General features: G+C 56.3%; 16 protein-coding genes. 7 read left to right on the top strand and 9 right to left on the bottom strand.

Annotation, left to right across the window (positions count from 1 at the left end):
- Positions 1–19: 19 nt before the first annotated feature.
- Both IAI47_RS01145 and IAI47_RS01140 read right to left on the bottom strand, forming a co-directional pair.
- Positions 20–1,411, bottom strand: a complete 1,392-nt coding sequence (locus IAI47_RS01145) for a hypothetical protein (RefSeq protein ID WP_003852046.1) — start codon at positions 1,409–1,411, stop codon at positions 20–22.
- Complete coding sequence (locus IAI47_RS01140) at positions 1,404–2,315, bottom strand: alpha/beta fold hydrolase (protein WP_003852045.1); 912 nt, start codon at positions 2,313–2,315, stop codon at positions 1,404–1,406. Before IAI47_RS01140 ends, IAI47_RS01145 begins: the two co-directional genes overlap by 8 nt.
- A 351-nt stretch (positions 2,316–2,666) precedes the next feature.
- Between IAI47_RS01140 and IAI47_RS01135 the strand changes: the two genes are divergently transcribed.
- Complete coding sequence (locus tag IAI47_RS01135; protein WP_003852044.1) at positions 2,667–2,996, top strand: hypothetical protein; 330 nt, start codon at positions 2,667–2,669, stop codon at positions 2,994–2,996.
- On the opposite strand, the gene IAI47_RS01130 is transcribed toward IAI47_RS01135, so the two are convergent.
- From IAI47_RS01130 to mntP, 3 genes are all read right to left on the bottom strand, one after another.
- On the bottom strand, positions 2,974–3,789 hold the full coding sequence (locus tag IAI47_RS01130; protein ID WP_008926344.1) for a DUF4225 domain-containing protein: 816 nt from the start codon (positions 3,787–3,789) through the stop codon (positions 2,974–2,976). The two genes, IAI47_RS01135 and IAI47_RS01130, sit on opposite strands and share 23 nt — an antisense overlap.
- Positions 3,790–4,226: 437 nt before the next feature.
- Entirely contained in the window at positions 4,227–4,304 is a 78-nt protein-coding gene (gene azuC, locus IAI47_RS22155) for a stress response protein AzuC (RefSeq protein WP_123809971.1), read from the bottom strand.
- A gap of 117 nt (positions 4,305–4,421) precedes the next feature.
- The gene (gene mntP, locus IAI47_RS01120; protein WP_003852038.1) at positions 4,422–4,997 is read right to left on the bottom strand and encodes a manganese efflux pump MntP; all 576 of its coding nucleotides are present in this window, start codon (positions 4,995–4,997) and stop codon (positions 4,422–4,424) included.
- Between the two features lie 316 nt (positions 4,998–5,313).
- On the opposite strand from mntP, the gene IAI47_RS01115 reads away from it, so the two are divergent.
- Positions 5,314–5,556, top strand: a complete 243-nt coding sequence (locus IAI47_RS01115) for a DUF1158 domain-containing protein (protein ID WP_008926345.1) — start codon at positions 5,314–5,316, stop codon at positions 5,554–5,556.
- Here the strand turns inward: IAI47_RS01115 and IAI47_RS01110 are convergent.
- Positions 5,546–6,988: a PLP-dependent aminotransferase family protein gene (locus IAI47_RS01110; protein ID WP_008926346.1), complete on the bottom strand. Its 1,443-nt coding sequence runs from the start codon at positions 6,986–6,988 to the stop codon at positions 5,546–5,548. The genes IAI47_RS01115 and IAI47_RS01110 overlap by 11 nt on opposite strands.
- A 57-nt stretch (positions 6,989–7,045) precedes the next feature.
- Between IAI47_RS01110 and IAI47_RS01105 the strand changes: the two genes are divergently transcribed.
- From IAI47_RS01105 to IAI47_RS01095, 3 genes are all read left to right on the top strand, one after another.
- Positions 7,046–7,501: a carboxymuconolactone decarboxylase family protein gene (locus IAI47_RS01105; RefSeq protein ID WP_008926347.1), complete on the top strand. Its 456-nt coding sequence runs from the start codon at positions 7,046–7,048 to the stop codon at positions 7,499–7,501.
- A gap of 511 nt (positions 7,502–8,012) precedes the next feature.
- On the top strand, positions 8,013–9,626 hold the full coding sequence (mqo, locus tag IAI47_RS01100) for a malate dehydrogenase (quinone) (RefSeq protein ID WP_003852028.1): 1,614 nt from the start codon (positions 8,013–8,015) through the stop codon (positions 9,624–9,626).
- A gap of 126 nt (positions 9,627–9,752) precedes the next feature.
- The gene (locus IAI47_RS01095) at positions 9,753–12,137 is read left to right on the top strand and encodes a phosphoketolase (protein WP_187961163.1); all 2,385 of its coding nucleotides are present in this window, start codon (positions 9,753–9,755) and stop codon (positions 12,135–12,137) included.
- Here the strand turns inward: IAI47_RS01095 and IAI47_RS01090 are convergent.
- Positions 12,134–12,721: a LysE family translocator gene (locus IAI47_RS01090; RefSeq protein ID WP_003852024.1), complete on the bottom strand. Its 588-nt coding sequence runs from the start codon at positions 12,719–12,721 to the stop codon at positions 12,134–12,136. The two genes, IAI47_RS01095 and IAI47_RS01090, sit on opposite strands and share 4 nt — an antisense overlap.
- Positions 12,722–12,855: 134 nt before the next feature.
- Here IAI47_RS01090 and IAI47_RS01085 point away from each other — a divergent pair, with 134 nt between their 5' ends.
- On the top strand, positions 12,856–14,343 hold the full coding sequence (locus IAI47_RS01085) for a PLP-dependent aminotransferase family protein (RefSeq protein WP_008926349.1): 1,488 nt from the start codon (positions 12,856–12,858) through the stop codon (positions 14,341–14,343).
- Here IAI47_RS01085 and IAI47_RS01080 read toward each other — a convergent pair.
- Positions 14,310–14,933 carry a glutathione S-transferase family protein gene (locus IAI47_RS01080; protein WP_003852022.1) on the bottom strand — a complete coding sequence of 208 codons (624 nt, stop codon included), beginning with the start codon at positions 14,931–14,933 and terminating at the stop codon, positions 14,310–14,312. The two genes, IAI47_RS01085 and IAI47_RS01080, sit on opposite strands and share 34 nt — an antisense overlap.
- Positions 14,934–15,039: 106 nt before the next feature.
- Here IAI47_RS01080 and IAI47_RS01075 point away from each other — a divergent pair, with 106 nt between their 5' ends.
- The gene (locus IAI47_RS01075; protein WP_008926350.1) at positions 15,040–15,888 is read left to right on the top strand and encodes a PhzF family phenazine biosynthesis protein; all 849 of its coding nucleotides are present in this window, start codon (positions 15,040–15,042) and stop codon (positions 15,886–15,888) included.
- A 39-nt stretch (positions 15,889–15,927) separates the two neighbouring features.
- Here the strand turns inward: IAI47_RS01075 and IAI47_RS01070 are convergent, their stop codons facing one another.
- Positions 15,928–16,686, bottom strand: a complete 759-nt coding sequence (locus IAI47_RS01070) for an SDR family NAD(P)-dependent oxidoreductase (protein ID WP_008926351.1) — start codon at positions 16,684–16,686, stop codon at positions 15,928–15,930.
- Between the last annotated feature and the right edge of the window lie 62 nt (positions 16,687–16,748).

Here is a 16,748-nt window from a genome sequence, read left to right as displayed (position 1 = left end):
TCGCAGGACGGCGTGGCGGCTACGTCAGCGCCGTCAGCGTGACGCCATGTTTTGCACCGTAACGTTTAATACCTGCCATCACCTTCTCTGAATTAAGCGGAGGCGGCGGTGGCAACAGCGGTGCCCGTTCACGCAGCGCCGAGTCGAAGCGGGCAAACGTCGCGAAGTCACGCGGGTAGCGGGCTTCATCCACACCAATTAAAACTCCCTCGTCACGCGCATGGGACAGCAGCGCCCGCCAGCGATCAATCTCCGCCAGCCCGATACTGTCGGTACCATGAGAAAAGAGCATCATATCGATGTTACGGAATGGCGGCTGTTTTTCCAGGAAACGTTGCAGCGCTAATGCCGAGGATTCGCTGCTAAAGCTCAGCCAGAACGGAATCGACTGCTGCTGCTGCGTACACCACGGATCCATCAGCAGGAAACTGTCCACCGTCAGCCGGGTCGGTAAGATTCCCGCCGCCAGATACCAGTCGCGGTAGATCTCCGCCACCACATAACTCATTGCTTCCGGATTCTCGTAGCGAATCTCCATCAGCTTCCAGCTCTGCGCTTCGGCAAGCTTTTTCAGCGGTGCGATCAGATAACCATCCAGCCCCCACTCCGCTTCCGGCACCCGGTCGGTAATGGCTGGCGGCGTCCAGCGCTCACGATCCACACCGTAACGTGCCAGATATTCCGCCACGCGCGGACCGCCCTGCATAAACTCTTTTTCGCTGGCTCCGCCCGGCGCACCAAACTGAAAGAAAGAGCGATCGCTGGTGCGCGTTACCGGCCATTGCTGGGTGCAGTGATTGATAAACAGCGTGGAACCGGCGGGCAGACTGCCCATCAGGAATTCGTTAAAAGCCAGCGGCAGTTCGCGCAGTTTCAGCCGGAAATAGCGCATCTGGTCGAGCATCAGGCGATCCTGATTCGGATCGTGCATGTGGTGAACCGCCAGCCGTGGCCAGGCAGCCAGCAGCGCGGCGGCCACCTCTTTACCCTGCTCAAAATTCGCTTCTGCATCATCCGGATCGTTACTGGCGGCGCGCACCGGACAGAGAAACGTCTGCGGCAGCCAGGGCACGTTCATTGCCGACGCCAGATGTACCAGCGCGCCGTTCGACGAACCGATAAAGGCCGCCGGATAATCCTGCTGTGGGTACTCACTCACCATCCATTCAGCAATGCCTTCTATATCCAGCTCACCCGCCTGCCGCAGGCTGATGCCTTCTGCCATGCCGCCCAGCGCATAACCCCACTCACGTAGCCCGGTCGGCAGACGATTCAGCGAGGGCAGTAACCGGTCAAGCGTCGGTGACTGGCTCGGACTGGCGAAGGGACGATCGTGAAGCGCATTTGCAAGCGCCAGAAGCATGGCGGCAGCAGAGTCAAAACGGGCGATGCCCTTGGGCGGTTTACTCATGCTGATTCTCCTGCTGAATGCGCGCCACGAACGGGCGGATGGCGTTGCAGAAACTCCACGGATAGACGTAGTGCAGCGTGTGGGTACCATCGCGCAGCGTCAGACGTTCGCTGCGCGGCATCAGCGCGGCGAGCTCATCCAGCCAGCGTGCCGGGCAGACTGGATCACGCGAGCCACGCAGCAGCAGTGTTGGCGCGTTGATGTAAGTGAGGCGATGCTCAATATGGTCGCGCATCATGACGCGTAATGTGCCGAACGCGCGCCATAGCCCGGCCTTGGCGTAGTCGATGCGCGCCAGCGAACCCGGCGAGCGATGCGCCTCCAGACCACGATTGCGCCAGTTGCGCCAGAACTGGCGTGTCAGACTGCGCGCATGGCGATCCACCGTCGGCCCTTGCAAGACCAGCCCCGCTACCGCCTGCGGATATTTCACCGCCAGCGCAGCCAGAATCTGGCAGCCAAACGCATTGCCCACCCAGATGGCACGCTGAAACCCGTTGTGCTGCAGCCAGAGCCAGAGCGCATCAGCCTGCTGATCCACCGTCATGATGGGTGCGGAAGGTGGCAGCGTGCTGGCCCCAAAACCAGGCAGATCCGGCACCAGTACGTGATAGTCGCGGCCCAGTGCCAGTGCGAGCGGCTCCATCGCCCGGCCCGACATCACCAGCCCGTGAATCAGCACCACCGGCAGTCCCTGATCCTCATTAGGTGTGACACGCGTAAACATGCGCCAGTCGCCCACCTGCTGGAAATAACCCGCCAGCCCGGCGTGGTGACTGCGCGGCAACACCGGCGGCGTCTGCTTCAGTTGCTGCCAGCGTTTCATACCCCAAAGCGTAGCCGCTACACCTAATCCCACGCCTGCCACAATCGCTGCCTGTTTTCGTCGATGCTTCTGGATCATCCGCTGCTCCTGATTTGGGGAGGATAATTCAGTGTAGGACGGGATTGGGTTGAAGGCGGGTTAATGGTGGGTTGAAGGTTTGGCGTAAGAGGTAATTTCTTAGAGAATGGCAAAATTTGCTGTGTAGCGTCGCTTGCTGTTTTGCGGACAACATGACCCCGACCGTACACTATATTGCAGATGGCAAGTAGCGCACTGCTGCATAATCCTGTTTACAAGTGCTTCGCGCTTTAGAGCTGGATATCAGACATAAAGAGTAGTTATCAGAAAGAGTGCCCTTTGCGGGATTTTTAGTGCCATTATCAGGTAAAGTTATTTAAGCTACACAGGTAATTTTAAGGATAAAAGTCTATGAAATTGAACGAAAAGGCGCTGCTGGATTCCGGCTTTAACTATGCAGATCTTCAGAAGCTTAAAAACAACATTGCTAACTATGGCGGCTCTCTGGATTCGGTTATCCATGACCTTGCTAACCGCTTTATTGCTGCAAAGTGGATTACTATCGTTGCCTTAGCCATTCTCGTTCTCACGTTAGTGCTGGCATCCTCAGATACCAGCATCACGCTCACAGGTACACTTGCAATTGTATTACCTTTTATATGGTATCTAACGCCAGCAACACTTGCCTATAAGGCATGGCGCTATCGTAAATTAACAACTAATTCTGAACAGCGCCCTTAACAGATATAAGGTCAAATATGACTTTGGCCGTAACACCATAACCGACTATGTGCATTGTGAGTTTGGCGCGGCTCATTGTGTTAACTTTTCGGAAATAATCGGATGGCATGTATCTGAATAAACGCCAGGTTCCGGGGCGCCTGAAGAGGCCAAATACGGTATAAGCATTTGCGACCAGCGAGACTGATTTATAGACTGCCAGCCCGCTGTTTGGACTGAACCCCATAAATTGAGCGGAAGACATGGCAGCATCAGCCACTAAACCTTCGGTGTTTTTTATACCCATAACGTAGTTCGAAAATTCTTTGCTTATGCCGTTAGCGCCGTCAATAACCAGCACTGCACCGGCCAGAATACCCATAGGCGTCATAGAACCTATAAGGGTTAGGCCAGTAGCTATTTCGGCACCGGCCATAACAACATTTACAGCAGAAATCACATACCCAACGATTTTATTGTTTTCCTTAACAAACTCCACTTTGGCGTAGAGTTTCGCAGCTTTCATGCGCAGCATTCTGTCCTGCTCCTGAAGGTTTTCCATTTCTATCCGCAAATTTCTAATACATGCCACGCACTCTTCGTCAGATTTTGCACGTCGTGCAGCGGCAAATTCCTTCTCAATGAGATCTCTAATCTCCTGAACGAACTTTACCTGAGTCATGCCATTTGAAAGATGGGCCGAGGACACATGATTAGCCGTATTGATCAGCTTTCTGGCCTCAAGATTAATCATTGTTTCAGCCCAGTGCTTATTTCGGCCTGAGCGCATCATATCGAGCAATGCTGCATCCATTTATATTCTCCCTGAACATTATATCGCCGATAAGACCTCATATATTCAGCTATAAGCCGTCGATTACGACAGAATTAAGCTACATGAGATAGCATATTAAAGGATGACCTATCAGAAAAAATTTACAACTTAGAGCGGCACTAAATCATGACACTTTTGCCATGATTCTCACGTTGACGCAGAGACAATCAGCATGAAATCGAAAACCAGGTTACATAAACAAGGAATTACAACCAGCACATAACGCACGGCTGCAAAGGCGTCATTTTGTCGCCAGAAAGTGTTTTTAGCGGAAACACAACAAGAAGAGTGGCAGAAGCAGATTAGACGCACCAGGAAGTGCAAAACGCGGGTTTACTCAGAAGAAAGCAAAAGCAAAAGGTGATAATCACAGGTCGATCCCTGACCGCGATTATCGAGGGTTTCTTGCGGGGTGCTTAGTACATGGCACCCGGCGGTACGTGTTTGAACGTCTCAACATAAGCGCGGAACACGTGTTTAATGATGCGTTTCATAAAATGCCTGATTCAAATTTAGTTGAACATATACTGAAAAAGTATAGCCGCTGTGCGTTTTAACAGCAAATAAATTTGAAGCAGATCACAAAAATACCGCTTTTATGTGCAAAGGCCCTAGGCGGTGTAGCCAAGATGCTGCAACAGAATGGTGGAGCCGACGGCGATTAACACCACGCCACCCAGTACTTCCGCCCATTTGCCCAGTACCGGACCGATAAAGCGTCCGACTAATACGCCGGTCGTCGCCATCACTGTGGTGGCGGCACCAATGGTCAGCGCGGTGGTGATGATATTCACCTGTAAAAAGGCCAGACCAACGCCGACCGCCAGTGCATCCAGGCTGGTCGCGACGGCAGTGGTCGCCAGGACCATAAAGCCATGACTTTGCGGGGCTTCACAAGGTTCTGCGACGGCTGTCTGACGAAAACCTTCCATCATCATACGGCCACCCAGAAAGGCCAGCAGGGTGAAGGCAACCCAGTGATCCCACGCCATGATGTAACGACTGGCCGCCAGGCCAAGTGCCCAGCCAATCAGCGGGGTCAGCGCTTCAATAGAGCCGAAGATCAGACCGGTACGCAGCGCTTCTTTAAAACCAGGACGATGCAATGTGGCACCTTTGCCCAGCGCAGCGGCAAACGCGTCCATCGACATACCCAGCGCAAGAATTAAAGTGGCAATAAAGGTCATGATTTATTCACCTGGGGCGAAAAAGCGGCAATTCACGCTGAATTCACCACACAAAGTGTTCAGTTATGAAAAAGTGGGCGCAGTCTACCACGCAAACCTCAAGATAAAAAGACAGTAAAATCAGGGATTTAAGTATAGCAAAGGCTATAACTCTTATCATTCGCTATGAATGGCGCTAAGTCGATGGTGGCAAAGCATTTTCTGGCCGTTTTCCCTGCCCTGCACTACGCCGTGTGGGCGGATTGCCGCACACCACCATTGAACCCTGTCGGCGATTACCGGAAAATGCCGGGCTGATAAATATGGGAAACCGGTTATGAATAGCCCTTTTGAAACGTTGGTTGTGCCTGGTGGCATTTTGCTGCTGGGCTTTCTCTCGGCGCTGCTGCTGCCCGCGCCCGCTTTTAGCGTGACAGTAGCGCAGCATCTGTTGCAGATGTTCCATTTACAGGATCTGAATCAGCTCTATACGGTGGTGTTTTGCATCTGGTTTTTGCTACTGGGCGCCATAGAGTTTTTTGTTATCCGCTTTGTCTGGCGTCGCTGGTTCAGGGGCTGACCGCCTGCGCATCGACCAGCGCTTTTAGCCGTTCAGCGCTGCGCGCGTAACCTTCACGCGGCAGATGTGCCGCACCCAGTACCAGACCCGCACCGCGCTGCCCGGCCTGCTGATACCAGACCGACAGCGGCGAGGGGGCCATGCCCCACTCCACCGCCTGCTGCGCAATGGCCTCATCCGGAGTACCGGCGGGTAAGCGGACAATCACCGCCAGCCCGGCGCGTTGCAGGTCGGGAAAGTAAGGATGGAGCGCCGCGATCATCTGCTCCAGTCGCTCATGATAAACGCGCTTCATGCGCCGCAGATGCCGCATAAAGTGGCCTTCCCGCAGAAACTCCGCCACCGCGTTGTGTAACAATCCTGAGGATGCAGGCGAAAGCAACGCGCAGACCTCACCGAAGCGCGCCGTCAGCGCCGGCGGAACCACCATAAAACCGAGCCGCAGTTGCGGCGTCAGCGTCTTGCTGAAGGTGCCGATGTGCAGCACCCGCCCTTCACTGTCGAGCGCGGCGAGTGCAGGGGCCGCGCGATTACCGGGCTGAAGCTCGCCGAGATAATCATCTTCGATAATCCAGCGCTGCTCCCGGCTGGCCCAGTTCAGCAATTCATGACGGCGTACCAGACTCATGGTGATGCCAAGCGGCGCCTGCTGTCCCGGTGTGACCAGCGCGAAAGCGGCATCCGGCGCGCGGAAAATCCCGGTCGCCACCTGCAACCCTTCGGCATCAACCGGCACGGCAACCGGCGTGACGTGTAGCGCTTCAACCGCGCGACGTGCCACCCAGAATCCGGGGTCCTCCAGCCAGGCCTTTTTGCCCTGAAAATTCATCGCCAGCCCAATCAGGCCCATCGCGCCCGCATAACCGCTGGTGATAATGATCTGATCCGCCTGACACCGCAGGCCGCGTGCCACCGCCAGGTAGGCCACCAGCGCCTGACGCAGCGCTAAGCTGCCGCGTGGATCGGGATAACTCGCCGGTCTGCTGACCTGCATGCGCGTCTGACGCTGCAGGATGCGCAGCCAGACTTTTGCCGGAAACGCATCGCTGGCCGGAATGCCCATCTGAAAGGTCAGCGGTGGCGCTTCATACTCTTCAATTCCATCAGGATGGAGTGACTTGCAGTTGGCATCATTGCCGGCCGGTTTTAACGGTGGTAATGGGCTGACGAAGGTGCCTGCTGCGCCTCTGGCCTGCAGAAACTGTCCATCAACCAACATGTCATAGCTGGCACGCACGGTGCCACGTGCCACGCCGAGCTGCGCCGCCAGATCGCGGCAGGAAGGTAAACGCGTACCAGGCTGTAAACGCCCTTCACCAATCGCCTGTTCAATCAGCAGTCGCAGCTGTTCGCTGAGCCCCCGTGATGCACCGCGTTGCAGTGTCAGCGTAGAAAGCGGCGATGGGCCAGTCAGACTCTCATTTTTTGGCACTTTATCTGCTCCATTGAAAGGCCGAAAATCACCTCATCAATCCCAGGAGGCAATAAGATGAGCGAACGTATCGATTTTCACCTTGCAGCACCGGCAGGCATGAAAGCGCTGGGCGGCGTATACAGTTATCTGGCACAAACCGATCTGCCACTCACTTTACTGGAACTGCTGTTCCTGCGCATTTCCCAGATTAACGGCTGCGCCTACTGCATTGATATGCATACTAAAGCGCTGAATAAATCGGGTATGAGCTGGGATAAGATCGTGCTGACCCCGGTCTGGCATGAATCGGGGACGCTGTTCAGTGAGAAAGAGAAGGCCGCTCTCCACTGGGCTGAATGCCTGACGCTGATTGCTCAGCAGGGTGCGCCAGACGCCTGCTATGCGGCACTGACAGCCGAGTTCAGTGAAAAAGAGATTGTCGATCTGAACATCGCGATTGGCCTGATGAACACCTATAACCGCATGGCGATAAGTCTGAAAAAGCTGCCTGCCAGCGCGAATCAGTCATAGGTGAATCCGATGCGTGGGCCGATGCGCACGCATTTTCACACTCACAAAAATGTAACATTATTTTTACACAAGCGGCTGTTAAGGCCCTGCCATCCTGATTCCTGTTATTCCTTACTGCGCAATAAATCGCTAAATTTCAGCTAATTAAATAATTCCGCACTGTTCACATCCTTTCCGGCACTGCACCAGCATGGGGCTTTTCCGCAACATCCGCTTTTAGTTAACTCACTGACTTCACTCTAAAAAATCACTAATACGCCGCGCATCGTGATGATTAATTCTTATGCTGAATCATTTCTGCATTTAAAAAATAAACTAATGTTTAATTCAGATGCGAGAATGTTATATTCGGATGACTAAGCATAACGTTCAGTTAACGCGTTATCACCGCTTTAACCCTATACCTGAGACTTAACCTTTGAGAAATAGCGCAACGCGCTCGTAAGAAGCGTGACTATTTCGCCTGCGAAACTGTTGGGCTTCAGGTCAACAGAAGAGGAGATATCGCCTCATGAGCAATTCAGCTGTAAACCTTGCGCTCGCGATGAGTGCCATGGCAAAGGACACCACTACTGCGCAGGAGCGCAAAGACGTTGACGTGCTGCTGATTGGTGCTGGTGTGATGAGCGCTACCCTCGGTGCATGGCTGCAGGATTTAGAGCCGGACTGGTCCATCGAAATGGTGGAGCGGCTCGATAGCGTGGCCGAAGAATCCTCCAACGGCTGGAATAACGCGGGCACCGGTCATGCGGCGCTGGCGGAGCTGAACTATACGCCTCAGCAGGCGGATGGCAGCATCGACATCTCTAAAGCGATAACGATCAACGAATCGTTTCAGATTTCCCGCCAGTTCTGGGCTTATCAGGTTCAGAAAGGCAACCTGCGCAATCCCAAAAGCTTTATTCATAGCACGCCGCACATGAGCTTTGTCTGGGGCGACGACAATGTCGACTTCCTGCGCAAGCGCTTCAAAGCGTTGCAGAAAAGCACTCTGTTCCGCGGTATGGCCTACTCCGAAGATCCGCAGCAGATTGCCCGCTGGATCCCGCTGGTAATGAATGGCCGTGACCGTCGCCAGAAAGTGGCCGCGACCTGGACAGAGATGGGCACCGATGTGAACTTCGGTGAGATCACCCGTCAGCTGATCGCCTCGTTAGAGAAGAAAGCGAATTTCCAGCTGCGTCTGCGTCAGGAAGTGCGGGATCTCAAAAAGCTTGCCGATGGTCGCTGGCAGGTGACGCTGCAGTGTCTGAACAGCGGCACGCGTCGCACGCTGACGGCGAGCAAAATCTTTATTGGTGCGGGTGGCGCGGCGTTACCGCTGCTGCAGAAAGCCGGTATCCCGGAAGCGAATGGTTACGCCGGTTTCCCGGTGGGCGGTTCATTCCTGGTCACGGAAAACCCGCAGGTCGTTGCGCAACACATGGCTAAGGTTTACGGCAAAGCCAGCGTCGGTGCGCCGCCGATGTCCGTGCCGCACGTTGACACCCGCGTGCTGGATGGCAAGCAGGTGCTGCTATTTGGCCCGTTCGCCACTTTCTCGACCCGGTTCCTGAAACAGGGTTCGTTGATGGATATGTTCACGTCCCTGAACAGCAGCAATATGTTGCCAATGGTCAAAGTGGGGCTGAAAAGCTTCGATCTGGTGAAATACCTGATGGATCAGGTATTGCAAAGCGACAGCGACCGGATGGAGGCGCTGCGTGCTTATGTGCCGCAGGCGAAGCAGGAAGACTGGCGCCTTGTCACAGCGGGTCAGCGTGTGCAGATTATCAAGAAAGATGAGAAAGAGGGCGCCGTGTTGCGTCTGGGCACCGAAGTGGTCGCCTCGCAGGATGGTACGATTTCCGCTCTGCTGGGTGCCTCGCCAGGCGCCTCAACGGCGGCACCCATCATGCTGGAGCTGCTGCACAAGGTCTGTCCTGAGCAGATGGCTTCACCGGAATGGCAGAACAAAATCCGTGCGGTGGTCCCCTCCTGGGGACGTAAGCTTAATGGCGACGTGGCGCTGACAGAAAAAGTGTTAGCCGAGACCAGTCGTGTTCTGCAGCTCGACTATTCGCCGGTTACGCCGATGGCGGCCAACGATGAAGGACGGGAAACCGCGTTCGTCGTCGGCAAGTAATACAGTGCCGTTGATAAAAAGGCTCCGCATAGCGGGGCCTTTTTTATTGGGCGGTTGCCTGGTCGTCCTGAGGATTCTCTATTAGGGTTAAGGCATCTTTTAGCCGAACGATCAGGAGGAACCCGCATGTCTTACTCCCCTGCGTCACCCGAATTTACCCTGCTCGACCGCTACTGGCGGGCAGCGAACTATCTCTCAGTTGGACAGATTTACCTGATGGATAACCCGCTGTTGCGCGAGCCACTCAGGCCGGAACATATTAAACCGCGTCTGCTGGGTCACTGGGGCACCACGCCAGGTCTGAATTTTATCTATGCCCACCTCAACCGTGTTATCCGCAAACAGAACCTGGATATGATCTATATCTGCGGGCCAGGCCACGGCGGTCCCGGCATGGTGGCGAATACCTGGCTGGAGGGCAGCTATAGTGAGATTTATCCGCACATCTCGCAGGATGCGGCGGGTATGCAGCGCCTGTTTAAACAGTTTTCCTTCCCTGGCGGCATTCCCAGCCACGCGGCACCGGAAACGCCGGGCTCAATTAATGAAGGCGGCGAGCTGGGCTATTCGCTCTCTCATGCCTTTGGTGCGGCCTTCGATAATCCCGATCTGGTGGTGCCGTGCGTGATTGGCGACGGCGAAGCGGAGACCGGGCCGCTGGCCTCCAGCTGGCACGGCATCAAATTCCTCAATCCTGAACGTGACGGCGCAGTGCTGCCGATTCTGCATCTTAACGGATACAAGATTGCTAACCCGACGCTACTGGGCCGCAGCAGCGATGAGGATCTGCACCAGCTATTCAGCGGCTACGGCTATGAGCCGCTGTTTGTCTGCGGGCATGAACCGGAAAAAATGCATCCGCTGATGGCGGAGACGCTGGATACCGCCTTCAGTAAGATCGCTGCGTATCAGCGTGAGGCGCGCAGCGGCAACGCCAGCAACGACGTGCCGCGCTGGCCGATGATTATCCTGCGTAGCCCCAAAGGCTGGACCGGCCCTGAAACGGTCGACGGCAAGAAAGTGGAGGATTTCTGGCGGGCGCATCAGGTGCCGGTCGCGGCCTGTCGTGAAGATGAAGGTCATCGCCAGATCCTTGAAACGTGGATGCGGAGCTATCAGCCCGACGATCTGTTTGATGAACAGGGTCGCCTGAAGCCGGAACTGCAGGCGCTGGCACCGGAAGGCGATAAACGCATGGGGGCTTCGCCATATGCCAATGGCGGCCTGCTGCGCCGTGAGCTGGATGCACCTGACATCGCGGAGTTTGCCTGCGATATCAGCGAGCCAGGCACAGAGATAGCGCAGGCCACAGAGCATCTGGGGCGCTATCTCAGCGTGTTGTTCCAGCGTAACCGCGATAATTTCCGCCTGTTTGGCCCGGATGAAACGGCCTCTAACCGTCTGACGCCGGTCTTTGACGTGACCAGCCGCACCTGGCTGGAACGAATAGAGCCGTACGATGAGCAGCTGGCGCGGGATGGCCGGGTGATGGAAATCCTCAGTGAGCATCAGTGTCAGGGCTGGCTTGAAGGCTATCTGCTGACCGGCCGCCACGGGCTGTTCAACTGCTATGAAGCTTTTATTCACATCGTCGATTCGATGTTTAACCAGCACGCTAAGTGGCTGAAAGTGACGCGCAAGCTGGGCTGGCGTAAACCGATTTCGTCGCTGAATTACCTGCTCTCTTCGCACGTCTGGCGTCAGGACCACAATGGCTACAGTCATCAGGATCCGGGCTTTATCGATCATGTTGCCAACAAGAAAGCAGACATCGTGCGCATCTATCTGCCGCCCGATGCCAATACGCTGCTTTGGGTGGGCGATCACTGCCTGCGCACCTGGGACCGCATCAATGTGATTGTGGCGGGCAAACAGCCTGCGCCGCAGTGGCTGGATGTGGCCAGTGCCGTGACCCATTGTGAAGCGGGTATGGGCGAGTGGCGCTGGGCGGGCACCACGCCGGCACATGACCAGCCAGATGTGGTGATGGCCTGCGCCGGTGATGTCCCAACTATGGAGACGATGGCGGCGGTCGATCTGCTGCGTGAGATGCTGCCTGAACTGCGCATCCGCGTGGTGAACGTGGTCGATCTGCTGGCACTGCAGCCGGAAGATCAGCATCCGCATGGCAAATCTGATGCGGAGTTCGACGCGCTGTTTACCCAGGATAAACCGGTGATTTTTGCTTTCCACGGCTATCCGACGCTGATACATCGCCTGACCTATTCCCGAACCAACCACCGCAACTTCCATGTGCGCGGCTTTAACGAAGAGGGAACCACCACCACGCCATTTGATATGACGGTACTGAACGAGCTTGACCGCTATCATCTGGCGCAGGAGGCGATTCTGCGCGTGCCGGGCCTGGCCGACGCGCATCCTGAGCTGCTGGAGGATTTACAGCAGCGTCTGGCGGAACATCATCGCTATGTCCGTGAGCATGGCGAAGATTTGCCGGAGGTGCAGAACTGGAAATGGCCGTCGGCCACTGCACCGGGTGTGCCCGATTAAGCGGCCAGCAGCGCGTCGGTCAGCATCCAGACGGTGGTCGCCACCAGCGACAGCGCCATCAGGCTGTTAAACAGCTGGCGCTTCCAGGCAATCTGCAGATGGCTGCGCAGGCGATCGCCCAGTGCTGCCCAGATCAGGATGCAGGGCAGATTGAGCAGCATAAAGCCGATCATCACCGTCAGGACGCCGCTGCTGCCGCTATAGAGCAGCGCGACGTTGGTGGCCATCAGCCAGGCCTTGGGATTGATCGCCTGGAAGCAGGCGCCGCCCACTATCGTCATTGGCTGAGGACGGGTGCGCGCTTCGGGTGCGGCAGCGCGAAAAATTTTCCAGGATAACCACATCAGATAAGTACAGCCTGCCAGCGTCAGCGGCAGGCGAATCGCCGCCATCCAGTGCAATAACACCTCCAGCGCCATCCCGGCAATCACCGTCTGCACCGCACAGCCCACCAGAATACCGAACACCATTGGCAGAGTGCGCCGCATGCCAAAATTGACCCCGGAGGTCGCCAGCAGCAGATTGTTCGGGCCTGGCGTAATTGACATCACGGTAACGTAACTGAAGAAAGAGGGATCAAGCATGGTGACTCTCCTGAAGGTAGACAGAGTTCTATGCTACGGCGGGGAAAGAGATGGTAACAGGGACACAAAATCACTATTGTTATGGTTACAGTTATCGTTAACAGAAATTGTACCCATTCAGGCCGGAGGCTATTGTGTCCCTTGCTCCCACCACCGAACAACCCCTCTATCAGCAGCTGGCAGAGAGCTTCGCTGAAGCCATCCATCAGGGAACGCTGAAACCCGGTAAACGCCTGCCGGCGATCCGCCGTGTTGCGCAGTCACATCAGGTCAGCGTCAATACCGTGCTGAATGCCTGGCAGATGCTGGAAGATCGCGGGCTGATTGAGGCGCGTCCGCAGTCGGGCTATTACGTGCGCGGCGTGTTGCCCGCCGTCACCCGCCACGGTCAGCATAAGACCCGGGTACGCGATCCCAGCAGCGGTAAACTCGACCTGATCGATAAGGTGTTTGCGGCGCAGAATCATCCCGACTACACCAATATTTCGCTGGCCTGCCCGCAGGACAGTGAGCTTTTCCCGGCGGCACGCATCGCCCGGATTACCGCCTCATTGTTGCGTCGTGATCCCAACATGATTGGTCGCTATGCGCTTCCGCCCGGTAGTGAGCGCTTACGGGAGGAGATAGCGCGACGGGCGCTGCACGCCGGACAGACAATTACCGCCGATGAGATCACCCTGACCCACGGCTGCATGGAGGCGCTTCAGCTGGCGCTCAGAGCAGTCACGCAGCCCGGCGACTGCGTCGGACTGGAGTCGCCGACCTACTTTTTCCTCTTTCCGCTTCTGGCCTCGCTCGGTCTGAAAGCACTGGAAATCCCCACTGACCCACAGCACGGGCTCTCGCTGGATGCACTGGAGATGCTGCTGCAGGAGCAGCGTATCAAGGCGCTGATTGCGATGCCGAGCGCGCAGAACCCGCTGGGCTGCGGTATGTCGCTGGAGAATAAGAAACGGCTGGCAAAGTTAGTGAACACTTACCACGTTCCGCTGATAGAAGATGGGCTGTATGACGAGTTGCAGTTCGACTGGCCGCTCTCACCCGCCGTGAAAGCCTTTGATCGCGATGGCTGGGTGATCTACTGCACCAGTTTCACTAAAACCGTGGCACCCGATTTTCGTATTGGCTGGACCGCCGCAGGCCGTTTTCATGATGCGATTGCCCGACTGAAAGCCGTCTCCTCAATGGCTGAATCTGCCCTGCTCTCCGAAACGCTGGCGGAGTTTCTGGCTTCCGGCGGTTACGACCACCATCTGCGCACGCTGCGCCGTCGCTATGCAGCTAATCTGGATGAGGCGCGGGGTCTTATCGCCCGCTACTTCCCGGAAGGCACGCGCGCAACACTGCCGCGCGGTGGCTTCGTTTTCTGGGTTGAGCTACCGGGCGGCGTGAATACCACCGCGATGTTTGATCGGCTGCTGCAGGAGCAAATTTGCGTTACGCCTGGCGCACTCTACTCACTGAGCGAGCGCTACAACCATGCGCTGCGACTCTCCTGCTGCTATCCGTTTGATGCGCGCTACAGCCGGGCGATTCAGCGTGCAGGCGAAATCGCCTGTGAGCTGGCAGGAATACCGTGCGGTGAGGCTCAGGGTGTACCGTTGCGGCCCCAGACGGTATAGCCGCGACGTTCAGTCAGGCGCTCGTAATAAGTCCGCACCGCAGGGTAATCGGGATGGTCGAGCGGGGTCTCAAACCAGCGGTTCACCGCCAGGCCAATCGGAATGTCTGCCAGCGTGAAATTACGTCCGGCAACATAGCGGCCGGTTTTTTCCAGCTGCTGATTGAGAATGCTCATAGTGTGCGCCCAGCCTTTACTGGCCGCAGCCAGCAGACGCGGATCCTGATGAGCCGGGGAGTTTCGCACCAGCGACATAAATGCGTAGCGCCATGAGGTGTTGAGTTCGGTAGCTTGCCAGTCTATCCACTGATCGACAGGCGCTCGCGTTTGCGGATCATGAGGATAGAGCCACTCGCCGCCATAGGCGTTCGCCAGATAGCGCAGAATGGTATTGGATTCCCACAACACAAAGTCATCATCTTTCAGAACCGGCACCATCGCATTGGGATTCAGTGCCATGAATTCGGGTAGGTGGGTTGAGCGGAAGCCATCGCCCCACTCTTCGCGCTCAAAATCAAGGTCAAGTTCGTCACACAGCCATAGTACTTTGCGCACGTTGATTGAGGAGGCGCGTCCCAGGATCGTTAGCATTCAGAGTCTCCGGTAAAATCTTTAACTTATTGATAACGCTGTTAGCTGTTATAAGCAATCATCCGGCAGAGAAAAGGCCACACTGAACCCAGAGCAAGGAGTCACAATGAAGGTCGCGTTTAAGCAAGTCGATGTGTTTACCTCATCCGCCTTTAATGGCAATCCGCTGGCGGTGATCATGGATGCTCAGGGGCTAAACGACAGCCAGCTGGCGGCAATTGCCCGCTGGACGAACCTGTCGGAAACTACCTTTGTGCTGCCGCCGCAGCACGAAGAGGCGGATTATCGGGTGCGTATTTTTACCGTGGAAGGCGAACTGCCGTTTGCCGGTCATCCGACGCTGGGCACCGCACATGCGCTGCTGGAGGCGGGCTGGCCTACCCGAACGCCGGGTGAAATCGTGCAGGAGTGTGGCGTCGGAAACGTGACGGTGAAGATAGGTGAGGCGGGCGAACTGGCATTTGCCGCGCCGGCGGCCACCCTGATGCCGTGGCAGGATGCGCTGATGGGGAACGCTTTAAACAGCGACGCGTTCGATCTGACGCAAAGCCCGACGGTGGTCGATATGGGGATTCGCTGGCTGCTGGTACCGATGGTCAGTGCCGACGCTGTGCTGGCGCTGCAGCCCAATGTCAGCGATTTGCAGCGTCTGGTTAAGCATGCGGGTGTTTCGGGAGTGATGCCGTTTGGCCGGTTGCCTGAGGGCGAGCCTGAGCAGTATGAAGTGCGTGGCCTGCTGGTAGAAAATGGCAGCCTGACCGAGGATCCGGTGACCGGCAGCGCCAACGCCTGTCTGGCGCGTTACTTCGCAGCCGCAGGCCATACCACCGCCTATCGCGTTCGCCAGGGAACGGCCCTGCAGCGTGCAGGCCGGGTGAACGTATCTTTCGCTGGTGAGACCATCTGGATTGGCGGCAATACGGTTACCGTCATCGATGGCACCATTACACTGTGAAAGACGGCGGCGTCGTGTTTTCAACGACGCCGCCCGCGGTTAAATCCCCTGCCCGCCTGAAGCCTCAATCCGCTGCGCGGTGATCCAGCCGGTTTCGTCACTGAGGATCGCGCTGATGGCGTCGCCGATATCATCCGGCAGTCCGACCCGACCCAGCGCCGTCAGTCCGGCAATCTGATCGTTAATCTCGCGGGTATCACGCACCCGGCCACCACCAAAGTCAGTCTCTATCGCGCCAGGTGCCAGAATATTGACGCGAATGCGCCGTTCGCCCAGCTCTTTCGCCTGGTAGCGCGTCAGGACTTCCATCGCCCCTTTCATCGACGCATAGGTCGAGGAGCCAGGGTAGACCAGTCGGGTCAGCCCGCTGGAGATGTTCAGGATGCGGCCACCGTCATTGATCAGCGGCAGCAGCTTCTGAGTGAGAAAGTAAGGCCCTTTAAAATGCACATTGACCAGCGCATCAAATTCCGCCTCGGTGGTGTCGGTAAACGGCTTGTAGTGTCCATGACCCGCGTTGTTCACTAAATAGTCAAATCGCTCCCGTTGCCATTGCTGCTGCAGTGCCTGTTTCACCTCTCCAACAAAGCGGTCGAACTGACCGGTTTCGCCGACATCCAGTGCCAGCGCCACGGCGCGCCTCCCCATCGCCGCAATTTCCTTTACGACCGCCTGCGCCTCATCGGCATGGCTGCGGTACGTCAGAATGATATCGGTGCCTCTGGCAGCCAGTTTTAAGGCTCCATTCCGGCCTAACCCACGGTTTCCACCGGTAATTAACGCCACTTTCTGATTCATCGCTCACACCTGTTGAAAAATTGAACACGGGTTAAGGATATTCGCGAATTATTGATCTATAA

The organism is Pantoea sp. MT58 (genome assembly GCF_014495885.1).
Classification (GTDB): domain Bacteria; phylum Pseudomonadota; class Gammaproteobacteria; order Enterobacterales; family Enterobacteriaceae; genus Pantoea; species Pantoea eucalypti.
The sequence above is the reverse complement of the archived record's forward strand: the minus strand, read 5'-3'. Positions and strand labels throughout refer to the sequence as shown.

What these genes read in the sequence shown, in the direction of transcription:
- IAI47_RS01140 (WP_003852045.1), bottom strand. Translation starts at nt 2,315, where the DNA reads ATGATCCAGAAGCATCGACGAAAACAGGCAGCGATTGTGGCAGGCGTG.
- IAI47_RS01080 (WP_003852022.1), bottom strand. Translation starts at nt 14,933, where the DNA reads ATGCTAACGATCCTGGGACGCGCCTCCTCAATCAACGTGCGCAAAGTA.
- mqo (WP_003852028.1), top strand. Translation starts at nt 8,013, where the DNA reads ATGAGCAATTCAGCTGTAAACCTTGCGCTCGCGATGAGTGCCATGGCA.
- IAI47_RS01075 (WP_008926350.1), top strand. Translation starts at nt 15,040, where the DNA reads ATGAAGGTCGCGTTTAAGCAAGTCGATGTGTTTACCTCATCCGCCTTT.
- IAI47_RS01130 (WP_008926344.1), bottom strand. Translation starts at nt 3,789, where the DNA reads ATGGATGCAGCATTGCTCGATATGATGCGCTCAGGCCGAAATAAGCAC.
- IAI47_RS01135 (WP_003852044.1), top strand. Translation starts at nt 2,667, where the DNA reads ATGAAATTGAACGAAAAGGCGCTGCTGGATTCCGGCTTTAACTATGCA.
- mntP (WP_003852038.1), bottom strand. Translation starts at nt 4,997, where the DNA reads ATGACCTTTATTGCCACTTTAATTCTTGCGCTGGGTATGTCGATGGAC.
- IAI47_RS01105 (WP_008926347.1), top strand. Translation starts at nt 7,046, where the DNA reads ATGAGCGAACGTATCGATTTTCACCTTGCAGCACCGGCAGGCATGAAA.
- IAI47_RS01090 (WP_003852024.1), bottom strand. Translation starts at nt 12,721, where the DNA reads ATGCTTGATCCCTCTTTCTTCAGTTACGTTACCGTGATGTCAATTACG.
- IAI47_RS01145 (WP_003852046.1), bottom strand. Translation starts at nt 1,411, where the DNA reads ATGAGTAAACCGCCCAAGGGCATCGCCCGTTTTGACTCTGCTGCCGCC.
- IAI47_RS01070 (WP_008926351.1), bottom strand. Translation starts at nt 16,686, where the DNA reads ATGAATCAGAAAGTGGCGTTAATTACCGGTGGAAACCGTGGGTTAGGC.
- IAI47_RS01095 (WP_187961163.1), top strand. Translation starts at nt 9,753, where the DNA reads ATGTCTTACTCCCCTGCGTCACCCGAATTTACCCTGCTCGACCGCTAC.
- IAI47_RS01115 (WP_008926345.1), top strand. Translation starts at nt 5,314, where the DNA reads ATGAATAGCCCTTTTGAAACGTTGGTTGTGCCTGGTGGCATTTTGCTG.
- azuC (WP_123809971.1), bottom strand. Translation starts at nt 4,304, where the DNA reads ATGAAACGCATCATTAAACACGTGTTCCGCGCTTATGTTGAGACGTTC.